Consider the following 15,206-nt stretch of genomic DNA (forward strand, 5'->3'; position numbering starts at 1 on the left):
ACACTATTTTATTTAGGAAGTGACGCCATCGGGAGGCTCATGAGCGGATCGGGAGTTCAATTTTCATTCAATGTGCTCACCATTAATACTCACAAAGGGTTCACCGCCTTCAACCGGCGTTTTATTTTGCCTGAGCTACGGGAGGCCGTCAGAACGGTCGGTGCAGACATTGTGTGTCTGCAGGAAGTCATGGGCGCGCACGAAGCTCATTCGTTGCACATTGAGAACTGGCCGGAGACCAGTCACTACGAATTTCTGGCAGACACGATGTGGAGCGACTTCGCCTATGGGCGTAACGCCGTGTACCCGCAGGGACATCACGGTAATGCGGTGCTGTCGCGGTATCCCATTGAGCATTATGAAAATCGTGATGTGTCGGTCGGCGCAAGTGAAAAGCGCGGAGTCCTTTACTGCCGAATCGTACCGCCAATGCTCTCCCACCCCATTCATGTGATGTGTGTGCATCTCGGCCTGCGTGAAGCTCACCGCCAGGCCCAGCTCGCTATGCTGGCTGACTGGGTCAACGCCCTGCCCAACCCGGAGCCCGTGGTGATCGCCGGAGATTTTAATGACTGGCGGCAAACGGCCAATCGCCCGTTGAAAGCCAAAGCTGGCCTTGACGAGATTTTTACCCGCGCCCACGGCCGCCCGGCGCGAACGTTTCCGGTGCAGTTCCCATTGCTGCGCCTGGACAGGATCTATGTGAAAAACGCGAATGCCAGTACTCCAACGACGCTGGCGCTGCGTCACTGGCGACATTTGTCCGATCATGCCCCCCTGAGTGCGGAGATTCATTTATGAAATATGGCTGGCGTGAAGGCAATCAAATACAACTGCTGGAAAACGGCGATCAATTCTACCCCGCCGTCTTTGACGCCATTGAGCAGGCACAGCAAAAAATTATCCTTGAGACCTTTATCTGGTTTGAGGATGCGGTCGGAAAACAGCTGCATGCCGCGTTGCTCGAAGCCGCCCGGCGAGGCATCAAAGCAGAGGTGCTGCTGGATGGCTACGGCTCGCCGGATCTGAGCGACAGTTTTGTTGAAGAACTTACCGTAGCTGGCGTTGTTTTCCGCTACTACGATCCGCGCCCACGTTTGTTTGGAATGCGCACCAATCTCTTTCGCCGTATGCATCGCAAAATTGTGGTCATAGATGACCGCGTTGCCTTTGTCGGCGGCATCAATTACTCCGCTGAACATATGTCTGATTACGGTCCGGAGGCCAAACAGGATTACGCCGTGCGCGTTGAAGGTCCTGTCGTAGCCGACATCCTGAGATTCGTGCTGGAAAACCTGCCCGGGCAAAGCGCCGTACGACGCTGGTGGCGGCGTCATCACAGGGCAATCGACAATCATCGACCTGGCGAAGCGCAGGCGCTGTTTGTCTGGCGCGATAACGAAGAGCATCGCGATGATATTGAACGCCACTATCTGAAAATGCTCACCCAGGCCCGGCGGGAAGTGATTATTGCCAATGCCTATTTCTTTCCTGGTTATCGCCTGCTGCATGCCCTGCGTAAAGCAGCACGACGCGGCGTTCGGGTAAAACTCATTGTGCAGGGTGAACCGGATATGCCGATTGTGAAAGTAGGCGCCCGCCTGCTGTACAACTATCTGGTAAAAGGCGGCGTCCATGTCTATGAGTACCGCCGTAAACCTCTGCATGGCAAAGTGGCGTTGATGGACGATCATTGGGCGACGGTGGGCTCCAGCAATCTCGATCCGCTGAGCCTGTCGCTGAATCTGGAAGCGAATCTGATTATTCATGACCGCACGTTTAACCAGACCCTGCGCGATAACCTGAACCCTATTATTGCGCAGGACTGCAAGCGGGTTGACGAATCTATGCTGCCAAAACGCACCTGGTGGAACCTGACCAAAAGCGTGCTGGCCTTCCACTTTTTACGCCACTTCCCGGCGCTGGTCGGCTGGCTGCCGGCGCATACCCCACACCTGGCCGAGGTAGAGCCGCCCGCGCAGCCCGCTCTGGAAACTCAGGACCGTATACAAACTGAGGATGCAGGAGGGAAAACCTGATGGCAAAAAATCACCGGCGCTGGCGGTTAGCGAAAAAGATCCTCACATGGTTATTTTTTATTGCGGTGATCGTGTTGCTGGTCGTTTATGCCAGCAAGGTCAACTGGCAGGAAGTGTGGACGGTAATTCGCGATTACAATCGGATCGCCCTGTTCAGCGCCGTGGGGTTGGTGATCGTCAGTTATTTACTATACGGCTGTTATGACCTGCTCGGGCGTTACTACTGCGGTCACAAACTGGCAAAACGCCAGGTCATGTTGGTATCGTTTATCTGTTACGCCTTCAACCTGACGTTAAGCACCTGGGTGGGCGGTATTGGGATGCGCTACCGGCTTTACTCACGGCTCGGGTTGCCGGGGGGCACAATAACGCGGATTTTTTCACTGAGCATTACCACCAACTGGCTGGGCTATATTCTGCTGGGCGGTTTTATTTTTACTTTCGGCGTCGTCGAACTGCCCGCGCACTGGTATATCGATGAAGGTACGCTGCGTATCTTAGGCATTGCGCTGCTGTTGATAATTGGCGTTTATCTGTGGTTTTGCGCCTTCGCTAAACATCGCCACATCACCATCAAGGGCCAAAAGCTGGTGCTACCCTCGTGGAAATTTGCCCTCGCGCAGATGGCGATATCCGGGACTAACTGGATGGTTATGGGGGCGATTATCTGGTTGTTACTGGGTCAGAATATTAACTATTTCTTCGTGCTGGGCGTGCTGCTGGTAAGCAGTATTGCCGGGGTTATTGTGCATATTCCGGCGGGGATCGGCGTGCTGGAGGCGGTGTTTATAGCGCTGCTGGCAGGAGAGAATACATCTCAGGGGACAATCATTGCTGCCCTGCTCGCGTATCGCGTGCTGTACTATTTTATTCCGCTACTGCTGGCGCTTATGTGTTATTTGCTGCTGGAAAGTCGGGCGAAAAAGCTACGGACAAAGAACGAGAAGGCGATGGCGAAATGATGGTGCTTATAGTGCCGGATGCGGCTTAACGCCTTATCCGGCCTACTTTCGATACACAACTGTAGGCCGGATAAGCGCAGCGCCATCCGGCAACAGAGAATTAACGACGATTGCCGAAAATACGCAGCAGCATCAGGAACAGGTTGATGAAGTCCAGATACAGCGTTAAGGCCCCAAGAATCGCGTATTTACGCAGATTGGAGCTGTCTCGCAGGTCAATCTGCTCACCGATATTTTTCAGCTTCTGCGTGTCATAGGCGGTCAGACCGACAAACACAATCACCCCGATATAGGTTACCGCCCACATCAGCGCTTCGCTCTTCAGCCAGAAGTTAACCAGCGAGGCCAGCACAATACCGATCAGCGCCATGAACAGCATATTGCCGAAGCCGCTCAGATCGCGTTTGGTGGTGTAGCCATACAGACTCATGATCCCGAACATCCCGCCAGTGACCACAAAGGTGCTGGCGATAGACGAGTAGGTATAGACAATAAAGATGCTTGATAGCGTCAACCCGGTTAATGCCGAATAGAGCATAAACAGCGTGGTCGCCATACCCGCGCTCAGCCTTTGCACCATGCCGGACAGGACGAACACCAGCGCCAGTTGAGCGATGATCAGGCCAAAGAAGGTGATTTTGCTGGAGAAGACAAACATCATCACCGCGGGCGTATTTGCCGCATACCAGGCGATAAACGCCGTCAGCAACAGTCCGCAGGTCATCCAGCCGTACACCTGCGCCATATACGTTTGTAGGCCGGAACGGGCCTGTACAATAGAATCGGATCGTGGGAATCGGTCCATGACAATCTCCTGAGTCAGTATGAGCCTACAACAATTGTACTCTACCAGCGTTTTGCTGCTAGCTTATCGCTGTCACGGGCATCAACCCAGCGCTCACCTTCCGGCGTGGCCTCGCGCTTCCAGAACGGCGCGCGGGTTTTCAGGTAATCCATAATGAACTGCCCGGCATCAAACGCGCTGCTGCGATGCGCACTGGTCACGCCAACAAAAACGATTTCGTCACCTGGCCACAGTTCGCCAATGCGATGAATCACCGTCACCCGACCCAACGGCCAGCGTGAACGCGCTTCGTCGACAATCTCCGCCAGCGCTTTTTCGGTCATTCCCGGATAGTGTTCCAGCGTTAACGCTTTTACGCTGTCGCCGAGATTGTGATTGCGTACTTTACCGGTGAAAGTGACTACCGCGCCGTCTTCATCGCGCTCTGCCAGCCAGGGATACTCATCCCCGACGCTGAACGGCGCATGACCAACAACAATTCGCGTTTCAGCCATTTTAGCCTCCGGTTACCGGCGGGAAGAAAGCAACTTCATCACCCGCGTTAAGAGGATGGTCAAAACTGACCAGCGTCTGATTTACCGCCGCCAGCAGTTTGCCGTCTTCCAGCGCCAGCGCCCAGCGATCGCTTTGCGCCGCCAGATGCTTGCGCAGCGCTTCTACCGTCGCAAACTCGGCGGCAACTTCTAAGGCATCGGTGTTCACCAGTTCCCGTACCTGAGCAAAGAAAAGAACCTTAATCATGCGCATCCACCTTAAAATCACCCGATTTGCCGCCGCTTTTTGCCAGCAGACGCACCGGACCAATCACCATATCCTTTTGTACCGCTTTGCACATATCGTAGATGGTCAACGCCGCCACGGAGGCTGCCGTTAACGCCTCCATTTCAACGCCGGTTTTACCGGTCAGGCGACACAGCGTTTCAATGCGCACGCGGTTGTGCTCCGGCTCGGCGTGAAGATTGACTTCGACCTTGCTCAGCATCAGTGGGTGACACAGTGGGATAAGATCCCAGGTGCGTTTGGCAGCCTGAATACCGGCAATACGCGCCGTGGCGAAAACATCACCTTTATGGTGGCTGCCATCGATAATCATCGCCAGCGTTTCGCTACGCATGGTCACGAATGCTTCTGCACGCGCCTCGCGTACGGTTTCCGCTTTGGCGGAGACATCCACCATATGCGCTTCGCCAGCGGCGTTAATATGAGTCAGTTGCGACATACTTATTTCTTCAAATGTGGGTGGAAATTACACGGACGCGTACGGGCATCAAGCTGCGGCGCAATGATATTTTCCCAGGCGGTACGACACGCTTTGGTCGAACCCGGCATGGCAAAAATCAGCGTTTTATTGGCCACGCCGGCAATCGCGCGGGATTGCAGCGTCGCGGTGCCAATCTCTTCAAATGACAGCATACGGAAGACTTCGCCAAACCCTTCAACTTCTCTGTCGAACAGCGGTTGCAGCGCTTCCGGTGCCTGGTCCCCTTCGGTTAAGCCTGTGCCGCCGGTAATGAGCACCACCTGTACATCGTCACTGGCAATCCAGGCAGAAACCTGGGCGCGGATGGCGTAGCGGTTCTCTTTGACAATCGCGTTATCGACAATCTGATGACCCGCTTCTTGCGCCGAGTCACGCAGATAATGGCCGGAGGTGTCATCTTCTTCGCCGCGACGGTTGGAAACAGTAAGAATAGCAATGCGTGTCGGGATAAATTCAGCGCTTACCTGACTCATGAAAAACTCCTTTTAGCGATCAGCCGCCAATGTAAGATAAGTTTTGCGTAATACCGGTATTGTTCTGATGCAGGAAATGGGTCTGCTTTTTCTCCAGCAGCGCGGCTGAAATGCGTTCTTCCAGCGCCGGTTGCTGAGCATCGTCTTCCAGCAAATCACGCAGGCTTACGCCGCCTTCACCAAATAAACACAGATGAAGCTTGCCGACAGAGGAAACGCGCAGACGATTACAGGTGGCGCAGAAGTCTTTCTCATAAGGCATGATCAGACCAATTTCGCCAACATAATCAGGATGACAGAAAACCTGAGCCGGGCCGTCGCTACGCTGTCGGATCTGGTGGATCCAGCCGCGACGCAGCAGCTCATCGCGAAGTACCTGTCCGGAGATATGGTGTTTACGGAAGAGAGAGCTGCCCTCGCCCGTTTCCATCAGTTCAATAAAACGCAGTTGGATTGGCCGAGGTTGGATCCACGCAAGGAAGGTGTCCAGTTGATGATGGTTTACGTCGCGCATCAGTACGGTGTTGACTTTCACTTTTTCAAAACCGGCATCAAAGGCGGCATCAATGCCCACCATCACCTGCTGAAACTTGTCCTGTCCGGTAATGGCGTGAAACTGACGGGCATCAAGGCTGTCGACGCTGACGTTGAGCGCGGTCAGTCCGGCATCGCGCCAGGCGGCAGCGTCGCGCGCCAGACGATAACCATTGGTGGTTACCGCAATCTGGCGGATGGCGTCGTTTTCGCGCACGGCGGCGATAATGTCAGTGAAGTCGCGACGCAGTGAAGGTTCTCCCCCCGTCAGACGCACTTTTTCCGTTCCCAGACTGGCGAACGCACGCGTGACGCGGCGAATTTCATCAACGGTCAAGAAGCCGTTATTGGTGACCCCGCCGGGCTTATAGCCATCCGGCAGGCAGTAGGTGCAACGAAAGTTACACACATCTGTAATCGACAAACGTAAGTAGTAAAACTTACGTGCGAAAGCATCGGTAAGTTGAGAGCCCATGTACACCTTTCCAAATACGGGAGACGTAGTCATTTCTTCCTGCGCCCTGGTGACAAACTTTTTCAAGTCTTGTCACGGCCAAAGCACCGTATCATTTGACCCAGGTGCAGAGGCTAGAGTGTTTATACTCATCATACTTCGAGTTGCAGATGCGTTGGCTTCCGGCAACTCAAATTATTAAGAGTACTTTGTGGTTATGCCGATACTAGCGTGTAAATGGCGATTTTTCCATGTACACTTTCGCTGTATAAATATGTATATAGCGACATGATCGTGCAATTTCGCTACAGAATAAGCAAAAATCACAGTTTTGCATTGATATACATCATCTTGCCATCAGGTGGGTGTCGTCAGAAAGGAGTAGATCGCAGAAAAAAATTACGGCAAATGCCGACTGGATAATTGCTGAAAACACGCTATTTACGTTACTGTAGCGCCGATCAATTGATATCAGGAAAATATATGCGCACTCGCACGCTGGCAGATCTGGACCGCGTTGTCGCTCTCGGCGGAGGGCATGGATTAGGACGCGTTCTCTCCTCTCTTTCTCCATTAGGTTCCCGCTTGACGGGTATCGTCACCACCACGGATAACGGCGGGTCGACAGGTCGTATTCGTCGCTCTGAAGGGGGAATAGCATGGGGAGACATGCGTAACTGTCTGAACCAGTTAATTACCCAACCCAGCGTTGCATCCGCGATGTTTGAGTATCGTTTTGGCGGTAACGGCGAACTTTCCGGGCATAACCTCGGAAATCTGATGTTAAAGGCGCTCGACCACCTCAGCGTGCGGCCTCTGGAAGCCATCAATTTAATTCGTAGCCTGCTGAAAGTTGACGCACATTTAATTCCGATGTCGGAGCTGCCGGTGGATCTGATGGCCATTGATGACCAGGGGCACGAAGTTTATGGCGAAGTGAATATCGATCAACTCACCGTCCCGCCTCAGGAACTGATGCTGTCGCCAAAAGTCCCGACTACGCGCGAGGCCGTTGAGGCAATCGCTGAAGCGGATTTGATTTTGATAGGTCCCGGCAGTTTTTACACCAGCCTGATGCCGATTCTGTTACTCGATGAAATGTCACAGGCATTACGTCGCACACCGGCTCCGATGGTCTACATAGGCAATCTTGGGCGCGAATTAAGCCTGCCAGCAGCCAGCCTGACGCTTAGCGATAAGCTGGCCATTATTGAACAGTATGTTGGGAAGAAAGTGATTGATGCGGTGGTTGTGGGGCCGAAAGTGGATGCTTCCGCCGTTACCGACCGCGTGGTTATTCAGGAAGTGCTGGAAGCCAGCGATATTCCCTACCGCCATGACCGCCAGCTATTGCATAGCGCGCTGGAGAAAGCGGTGCAGGCATTAGGTTGAACATATGTGCCTGATGCGCTGCGCTTATCAGGCCTACAAAAACGTTCTGCGCCGCCATCCGGCCTACGTACGCAATCTACCCCGTAGGTCGGATAAGGGGTTTACCCCGCATCCGACACAGTCTTACGATGCCGCAATAAACAACTCGCGCAGCTGATGCAACTGGTCGCGGATTGTCGCGGCCTCTTCAAATTCGAGATTCTGCGCGTGCTGCATCATCTGCCCTTCCAGCTCGTGAATCTTCTGCTGCAGCGCTTTTGGCGTCATATCCAGTTCGACAACCTCAGACTTCGCGCCTGCACGTGACTTCCCTTTGCCTTTCGCCTTGGTCTTCGCAATATTCTGACCCAGCGCCAGAATATCGACCACTTTCTTGTTGAGCCCCTGCGGCGTAATACCGTGCTCTTCGTTATAGAGCTGCTGTTTCTCACGACGACGTTCGGTTTCACCAATCGCTTTAGCCATTGAGGCGGTAATTTTATCGCCGTAGAGAATCGCCTTACCGTTGATGTTACGCGCCGCACGACCGATGGTCTGAATAAGTGACCGTTCAGAACGCAGGAACCCTTCTTTGTCTGCGTCCAGAATCGCCACCAGTGAGACCTCAGGCATGTCCAGACCTTCACGTAACAGGTTGATACCCACCAGCACGTCAAACTCGCCCAGACGCAGGTCACGAATGATTTCCATACGTTCCACGGTATCGATGTCAGAGTGCAGATAACGCACCCGTTCACCGTGCTCTTCAAGATACTCGGTGAGGTCTTCCGCCATCCGTTTGGTGAGCGTGGTGACCAGCACACGTTCGTTAATCGCCGCACGGGTGCGGATTTCAGACAGCAGGTCGTCAACCTGCGTCGCCACCGGACGCACCTCAATAACCGGATCCAGCAGCCCGGTCGGTCGTACCACCTGATCGACCACTTCATCGCCGGATTTCTCCAGCTCATAGTTGCCCGGTGTTGCCGAAACGTAGATAGTTTGCGGGGCCAGCGCTTCAAACTCTTCAAATTTGAGCGGACGGTTATCCAGCGCCGACGGCAGACGGAATCCGTACTCGACCAGGGTTTCTTTACGCGCCCGATCACCGCGATACATGCCGCCAATTTGCGGAATAGTCACGTGGGATTCATCCACCACCAGCAGGCCATCGGCAGGCAGGTAATCAAACAGCGTCGGCGGCGGCTCGCCCGGACCACGCCCGGACAGATAGCGGGAATAGTTTTCAATCCCCGAGCAGTAACCCAGCTCGTTCATCATTTCCAGATCGAACTGGGTACGTTGACTTAAGCGCTGTTCTTCCAGCAGTTTGTTATTTGCCAACAGGACTTTTCGACGCTCAGCCAGCTCAACTTTAATTTCTTCCATCGCCTGTACAATACGTTCGCGCGGTGTCACGTAGTGCGTTTTAGGGTAGATGGTGAAGCGCGATATAGTCGATTCGACCTGCCCGGTAAGAGGGTCAAACAGCGACAAACGTTCGACTTCTTCATCAAACAGTTCCACGCGCAACGCGATGTCGTCAGATTCCGCCGGGAATATGTCGATCACTTCACCGCGCACGCGGAAGGTCCCGCGCTGGAACGCCTGATCGTTGCGGGTATATTGCAGCTCCGCCAGACGACGCAGGATCGCACGCTGGTCGATAATCATCCCCACCGTCAGGTGCAGCATCATTTTCAGGTACAGGTCCGGGTCACCCAGACCATAAATTGCGGAAACCGACGCCACAACAATGACGTCCCGTCGCTCAAGCAGCGCTTTGGTCGCTGACAGTCGCATCTGCTCAATGTGTTCGTTAACCGAGGCATCCTTCTCGATGAAGGTGTCAGAACTTGGCACGTAAGCTTCCGGCTGATAATAGTCGTAGTAGGAGACGAAATACTCCACCGCGTTATCCGGGAAGAATTCCTTCATCTCACCGTACAACTGCGCGGCAAGCGTCTTATTGGGGGCCAGCACCATGGTAGGTCGCTGTAAGTCCGCAATCACGTTCGCGATGGTGAATGTTTTCCCCGACCCCGTCACCCCCAGCAGCGTCTGATGCGCCAGACCATCCTCCAGACCTTCTTCCAGGCGACGAATCGCCTCAGGCTGATCGCCAGAGGGTTTAAAAGCGGAATTTAGTTTGAACGGTTTACTCATGAGCAGCTACCTGAAGCAATGGGCGGGCAGGTGTGTAATTTTACTCGCAGCCATATATTTTGCCAGTAAAATATACTGGATGGAAAAACAGTAACGCGCCAGAATATTTCTGTTACACCAGCAAAATGGCCGTGACTACAGGCTAAAATTTGTCCGCAGGCAAGATAAAACACCAGCAAAAATGTGTTATCCCCAAACCAATGACTTTTTTAACATTTGTCAAGCTACCCGATGAAAGTTTTGTGGCAACACATGACACTTCTGCGACAGCCATTGCATTTATCTAACACACTGTAATTTAATGACTATTATCTCAAGCCGTCTTTCGCATCAATTTAGTCGCAGGCCGCGTCTTCTCTCGCTTACCTTGTGTTTTCTAACTCTAATACACAAGGTTATCCACAGGAATAGTGGATAACTGCCTCCAGCCCGTACGGACTGTAGCCTGGCAAAAACGTCCTCACTCCCTTTTCCGGTGGCATAAAAAAAAATTATCGCTATTTTTTGATATTTATCAGCTAACGAAGCGACCTGGGATGGCCGAGATCTTGCTCGCATTTTCATCATTTTCCTGCCTGCACCATCACAACGCCACCAGGCACTGACAATGTGCACACTGCGGCGCTCATCCACAACAAGCGTATACCGCAACCCGCTACCCTGCTGTATTTTCACCTCATTCCGCTTCTGGCAAGAGATTTGCAGTTTTCTCCCGACCATCAGCCCGCGAGGCGGATATCATCATGAGGGAGAAATCTATGTTGAGTCTTCGTGCAGTGAATCACTATTACGGTAATCAACACTCGCTTTGGGATGTAGATCTCGACCTGTTGCCCGGCAAATGTACCGCCGTGCTAGGTCTTCCAGGGATGGGAAAAACCACGCTGGCCAATTGCATCATCGGCAATTTACCGATTGAGAGCGGAACCATGTTCTGGCATCAGGCCGGTGCACCACCTTGCGATCTGCTGCAGATTCCGGCGGCACAGCGCATTGCGCTGGGTATTAACTGCGTGTCACAGGAGCGGCGAATTTTTTCGCAGCTGACGGTAGAGGAAAATCTGCACATCGCGCGCCAGGCGGTTGAGGAAAGCGAAGCAATGAACAGCAGCGATATTTACCGCCTGTTTCCACAGCTGTTTACACTGCGTCAGGCCAAAGGAGTGGCATTGTCGGAGGAAAATCAGCACCAGCTTGCACTCGCCAGTGCGCTGGTCACTCGCCCGCGCCTGCTGATCCTCGATGAGCCGACGCGAGGAAGTGGCCAGGCGTATATCCACAAACTGGGTAATCTGATTGTGAGGCTAAGCCAGGAGCTTGGCATCGCCATTATGCTCGCGGAACAAAGCCTGCCGTTCATTCGTCGGGTCGCCGACTGCTATTGCTTGTTACATCGTGGCCGCAACGTGGCTCAAGGGCAAATAACACAATTCAGCGACCCGCTAATCAACGACTGGTGGGCGCCAGAGACAAAACGCTAAGATCGATATAACGACCTGTCGCTGCTCGCTCCGGCTCTTCTGCCAGCCAGGGAATTTCCCCCAGTAGCGGAGCCGCAAGCGAACGCTTTAGTGTCGCCATATATTCAGCATGACGCTTGCCGGGTGGCATCACATCATTGGCAATCCATCCGGCGAGCGTCAGCCCGGCCTGCTGCACCGCCTGGGCGGTCAAAATGGCATGATTGATACAACCGAGCTTAACGCCAACCACCAGAATCACCGGCAGTTGTTCCGCTTTTACCCAGTCAGCAAAACTCAGTGTTGGCGACAGTGGCGTAAACCATCCGCCTGCGCCTTCCACCAATACCCAGTCAGCCTGTTCTTCAAGCAAGCGTAAACCCGCAGACATCACTGAGGCCTGAATGGGGCGCCCTTCGTCAGCACTGATGATATGCGGTGAAGTAGGTTCGGCGAAGGTATACGGATTGATGGCCGCATAATCCACTACCACACTGCTGTTGCGCTGTAGAGCCAGCGCATCGCTGTTTCGCAGACCTTCAGCCGTCATTTCACTGCCTGACGCCACCGGCTTATAGCCGACGGTTCGCAACCCCAGCTGTCCCGCCGCCTGAAGCAACGCACAGCTGGCGATAGTTTTACCTACTTCGGTGTCCGTCCCGGTGACAAAATAGGTGTTAGTCACGTTGAATCACTCCCAAAAAAAGATGATAGGTCAGCGGATATTTCCCCTGCTGACAGGGCCAGGCGAGCTGTAACTGGCGCAGCTGCGAGCGGGTCAGCACACGCTGCTCGCGTCCATCATGCAAATGCGTCGCGCCAATACCCTTCAGCGAGCGCATGGCGCTCAACGCATCGTCAAACCACAGCGTGACGGCATGAGACTGGTATTCAACGTCCCAGCCGCACAGCGCGTTTTCAAGTTGCTCCACCGACAAAAAACGGTTGGCATGCTCCCGGTCATCAACTGCTCGCCACGCCTGACGAAGTTCCGGCATCGACCCTTGCGCCAGCGTACTAAACGCCACCGTACCGCCAGGACGCACCACCCGGTATAGCTCGCATAACGCACCGCGCAGGTCGTTGCACCACTGCACGGCCAGATTGCTCCAGGCCAGGTCGAAAGTGGCAGCGGCCTGCGGAATGGCTTCGATATCCGCCAGCAGATAGTGATGGGCAACATCGTGACGCTGCGCTTCGGTCAGCATTTGTGCCGACAGATCCAGCGCACAGACCTCGCTCCCCTGCTCCCGCCAGTAACGACTCATACGCCCAGGCCCGCAACCCGCGTCCAAAACCCGTGAGAACGCCCGGCCATCGAGTTGTGCCAGTAACGCATCGGCGCTCTGACGCTGAAGCTCCGCATGTTGCTCATAATGCGTGGCCGCGCGACCAAACGCAGCGGCAATAGCCTGCTTATTGACCTGCGCCATGCAGCACCTCCAGTAGGCTGTCGATATCCTGGACTTCATGCGCCTGGGTCAGCGTAATCCGCAGCCTGGCCGTCCCAACCGGCACCGTCGGTGGACGAATCGCCGTCACCCAGCATCCCTGTTGCCGTAACGTCTGTGCCAGTTGCAAGGCTTTATGGTTGTCGCCAACGATCAGCGGTTGAATAGCGCTGTCTGAATGCGCCAGCGTCAAATCCGTGGTATCAACCCCTGCGCGAAAACGCTGGATAAGCATCGCCAGCTTTTCTCTGCGCTCATCGCCTTCGCGGCTGCGGATCACCGCCAGCGCGGCGCGTAAAGCCTGAGCCTGGGCTGGCGGCATGCTGGTGCTGTAGATCAGATGACGGGCAAATTGCAGCAGATAATCGGCCACGCTATCAGAACACAAGATTGCCGCACCGCTGACGCCAAACCCTTTGCCAAACGTCACCACCAACAGCTCAGGTTTCACCTGCTGTCGAGAGCACGAACCGCGCCCTTCCTCACCGCTTACGCCAATCCCATGCGCATCATCCACCAGCAGCCACGCGCCCTGCCGTTTCGCCACCGCGTGAATTTCTGCCAGCGGCGCACTGTCGCCATCCATGCTGAACACGCCTTCGGTAACCACCAGTTGCTGCCCCGGACAGGGGGCCGTCAGCAAACGATCCAGGTGTTGCGAGTCGTTATGGGTAAAGCGACGTAATGCGGCAGGGCTAAGACTGGCAGCCTCCAGCAGCGAGGCATGGCTGAGCCTGTCGGCAACAATCTTGTCATCTTTTCCCATCAGTGCGGCAATGACCGCCTGATTGGCGGCAAAACCAGAGATGAACAGCAGCGCCCGGGAATAGCCGAGCCACTGCGCCAGCTCTTCTTCCAGCGCCTGATGAGCAACGGAATAACCGCTGACATGGCCCGAGCCGCCGCTGCCGACGCCAAAACGCTCAGCGCCCTGCTGCCACGCGCAGATAATCTGCGGATGGTGGCTTAAGCCGAGGTAGTCGTTGCTGGAGAAGTTCAGATACTGGCGACCATCGGCCTGCAGCCAGCGACCCGCGCCCTGCGTCACCGCATAGCGCTGACGCCACGCATCAGCACGACGACGCGCCGTTAGCGCATCGTCTATTTTTTGCTGCCAGGTCATACGGTTGCCGCGTTGTAGTAATCGTCGGTATCTGGGGTACGCAGCGCCTGCTCCAGACGTTGTTGCTGTTCGTTATCACCCGCCAGCACCGCCGTTTGCTGCGGGTTAAGACCCAGCTTGCGGAACAACAGTAAATCTTTATCTTCATTCGGGTTCGGCGTGGTCAGCAGTTTGCAGCCGTAGAAAATCGAGTTGGCCCCGGCCATAAAGCACATCGCCTGGGTTTGCTCGTTCATCTGCTCGCGCCCGGCAGAAAGACGCACGTATGAGGTCGGCATCATGATGCGCGCCACGGCGATAGTACGAATAAAATCAAAAGCATCTACGTCGTCGTTATCGGCAAGCGGCGTGCCCTTCACTTTCACCAGCATGTTGATCGGCACGCTTTCCGGCGGCGTCGGCAGGTTAGCTAATTGCAGCAGCAGACCCGCGCGATCGGTCACCGTTTCCCCCAGCCCCACAATTCCGCCGGAGCAAACTTTAATGCCCGCCTCGCGCACTTTATCCAGCGTATCCAGGCGCTCCTGGTACGAACGAGTGGTGATGATATTGCCGTAAAATTCCGGCGAGGTGTCGAGGTTATGGTTGTAGTAGTCCAGACCCGCATTGGCGAGGCGCTTGGCCTGAGATTCGTCCAGCGTGCCCAGCGTCATACAGGCTTCCAGCCCCAGTTCTTTTACGCCCTGCACCATTTGTTCTAGGTACGGCATATCGCGCTCATGCGGGTTCTTCCACGCCGCGCCCATGCAAAACCGCGTTGAGCCAGCCTGCTTAGCCTTACGTGCCGAGTCCAGTACCTGTTCAACCTCCATCAACCGTTCTGTTTCCAGACCGGTTTTATAGCGGGAGCTTTGCGGGCAGTATTTGCAATCTTCCGGGCAAGCACCGGTCTTAATCGACAGCAGCGTACTGACCTGAACCTGCTGCGGATCGAAATGCTGCCGATGAACCTGCTGCGCTTCAAACAGCAGATCCAACAGCGGTTTTTCAAATAATTCGGTGATTTGTGACATTGTCCAGCGAGAAGAGTGAGCCATATTGGTATACGTTTCGTTGTTAGTTTGGTGTAGACTCGTAAACCTAAATCTTTTTAATTTGGTTTACAAG

General features: G+C 54.4%; 16 protein-coding genes and 1 riboswitch. Of the genes, 5 read left to right on the forward strand and 11 right to left on the reverse strand.

The window, feature by feature from the left end; translation table 11 throughout:
* Positions 1-39 precede the first annotated feature (39 nt).
* Genes BZK41_RS00725 through BZK41_RS00735 form a run of 3 tightly spaced genes read left to right on the forward strand, consistent with a single transcriptional unit; the run spans position 40 to position 3,001 of the window.
* On the forward strand, positions 40-801 hold the full coding sequence (locus BZK41_RS00725; protein WP_079936856.1) for an endonuclease/exonuclease/phosphatase family protein: 762 nt from the start codon (positions 40-42) through the stop codon (positions 799-801).
* Positions 798-2,039, forward strand: a complete 1,242-nt coding sequence (gene clsB / locus BZK41_RS00730; RefSeq protein WP_079936857.1) for a cardiolipin synthase ClsB — start codon at positions 798-800, stop codon at positions 2,037-2,039. The genes BZK41_RS00725 and clsB overlap by 4 nt, the downstream gene beginning before the upstream one ends.
* Positions 2,039-3,001 carry a YbhN family protein gene (locus tag BZK41_RS00735; RefSeq protein ID WP_079936858.1) on the forward strand — a complete coding sequence of 321 codons (963 nt, stop codon included), beginning with the start codon at positions 2,039-2,041 and terminating at the stop codon, positions 2,999-3,001. The genes clsB and BZK41_RS00735 overlap by 1 nt, the downstream gene beginning before the upstream one ends.
* Before the next feature lie 100 nt (positions 3,002-3,101).
* Here the strand turns inward: BZK41_RS00735 and BZK41_RS00740 are convergent, their stop codons facing one another.
* From BZK41_RS00740 to moaA, 6 genes are all read right to left on the reverse strand, one after another.
* Positions 3,102-3,806 carry a Bax inhibitor-1/YccA family protein gene (locus BZK41_RS00740; RefSeq protein ID WP_003831536.1) on the reverse strand — a complete coding sequence of 235 codons (705 nt, stop codon included), beginning with the start codon at positions 3,804-3,806 and terminating at the stop codon, positions 3,102-3,104.
* Between the two features lie 41 nt (positions 3,807-3,847).
* Complete coding sequence (gene moaE, locus BZK41_RS00745) at positions 3,848-4,300, reverse strand: molybdopterin synthase catalytic subunit MoaE (protein WP_008784190.1); 453 nt, start codon at positions 4,298-4,300, stop codon at positions 3,848-3,850.
* Between the two features lies 1 nt (position 4,301).
* Positions 4,302-4,547 carry a molybdopterin synthase sulfur carrier subunit gene (moaD, locus tag BZK41_RS00750; RefSeq protein WP_003831530.1) on the reverse strand — a complete coding sequence of 82 codons (246 nt, stop codon included), beginning with the start codon at positions 4,545-4,547 and terminating at the stop codon, positions 4,302-4,304.
* Entirely contained in the window at positions 4,540-5,025 is a 486-nt protein-coding gene (moaC, locus tag BZK41_RS00755; protein ID WP_003035188.1) for a cyclic pyranopterin monophosphate synthase MoaC, read from the reverse strand. The genes moaD and moaC overlap by 8 nt, the downstream gene beginning before the upstream one ends.
* Before the next feature lie 2 nt (positions 5,026-5,027).
* Positions 5,028-5,540: a molybdenum cofactor biosynthesis protein B gene (gene moaB / locus BZK41_RS00760; protein ID WP_079936859.1), complete on the reverse strand. Its 513-nt coding sequence runs from the start codon at positions 5,538-5,540 to the stop codon at positions 5,028-5,030.
* Between the two features lie 19 nt (positions 5,541-5,559).
* Positions 5,560-6,549, reverse strand: coding sequence for a GTP 3',8-cyclase MoaA (gene moaA / locus BZK41_RS00765; RefSeq protein ID WP_079936860.1), 990 nt, complete (start codon positions 6,547-6,549; stop codon positions 5,560-5,562).
* Positions 6,537-6,682, reverse strand: a riboswitch (molybdenum cofactor riboswitch). Its footprint overlaps the gene before it by 13 nt.
* A 329-nt stretch (positions 6,683-7,011) precedes the next feature.
* Between moaA and yvcK the strand changes: the two genes are divergently transcribed.
* Positions 7,012-7,920: a uridine diphosphate-N-acetylglucosamine-binding protein YvcK gene (yvcK, locus tag BZK41_RS00770; RefSeq protein ID WP_003831525.1), complete on the forward strand. Its 909-nt coding sequence runs from the start codon at positions 7,012-7,014 to the stop codon at positions 7,918-7,920.
* Positions 7,921-8,043: 123 nt separating this feature from the next.
* Here the strand turns inward: yvcK and uvrB are convergent, their stop codons facing one another.
* A complete protein-coding gene (gene uvrB, locus BZK41_RS00775) occupies positions 8,044-10,065 on the reverse strand; it encodes an excinuclease ABC subunit UvrB (protein ID WP_079936861.1) in 2,022 nt (673 codons plus the stop codon).
* 758 nt (positions 10,066-10,823) lie between these two features.
* Here uvrB and BZK41_RS00790 point away from each other — a divergent pair.
* On the forward strand, positions 10,824-11,546 hold the full coding sequence (locus BZK41_RS00790; protein WP_079936862.1) for an ATP-binding cassette domain-containing protein: 723 nt from the start codon (positions 10,824-10,826) through the stop codon (positions 11,544-11,546).
* Here the strand turns inward: BZK41_RS00790 and bioD are convergent.
* From bioD to bioB, 4 genes are read right to left on the reverse strand one after another with little or no spacing between them, the layout of a single operon-like run.
* The gene (gene bioD / locus BZK41_RS00795) at positions 11,512-12,210 is read right to left on the reverse strand and encodes a dethiobiotin synthase (RefSeq protein ID WP_079936863.1); all 699 of its coding nucleotides are present in this window, start codon (positions 12,208-12,210) and stop codon (positions 11,512-11,514) included. The two genes, BZK41_RS00790 and bioD, sit on opposite strands and share 35 nt — an antisense overlap.
* Positions 12,203-12,958, reverse strand: a complete 756-nt coding sequence (bioC, locus tag BZK41_RS00800) for a malonyl-ACP O-methyltransferase BioC (protein ID WP_079936864.1) — start codon at positions 12,956-12,958, stop codon at positions 12,203-12,205. Before bioC ends, bioD begins: the two co-directional genes overlap by 8 nt.
* On the reverse strand, positions 12,942-14,099 hold the full coding sequence (bioF, locus tag BZK41_RS00805) for an 8-amino-7-oxononanoate synthase (protein WP_079936865.1): 1,158 nt from the start codon (positions 14,097-14,099) through the stop codon (positions 12,942-12,944). Before bioF ends, bioC begins: the two co-directional genes overlap by 17 nt.
* On the reverse strand, positions 14,096-15,136 hold the full coding sequence (gene bioB / locus BZK41_RS00810) for a biotin synthase BioB (protein WP_079936866.1): 1,041 nt from the start codon (positions 15,134-15,136) through the stop codon (positions 14,096-14,098). The genes bioF and bioB overlap by 4 nt, the downstream gene beginning before the upstream one ends.
* Positions 15,137-15,206: the final 70 nt, after the last annotated feature.

This window comes from Citrobacter sp. A316, assembly GCF_002042945.1.
Classification (GTDB): Bacteria; Pseudomonadota; Gammaproteobacteria; order Enterobacterales; family Enterobacteriaceae; genus Citrobacter; species Citrobacter portucalensis.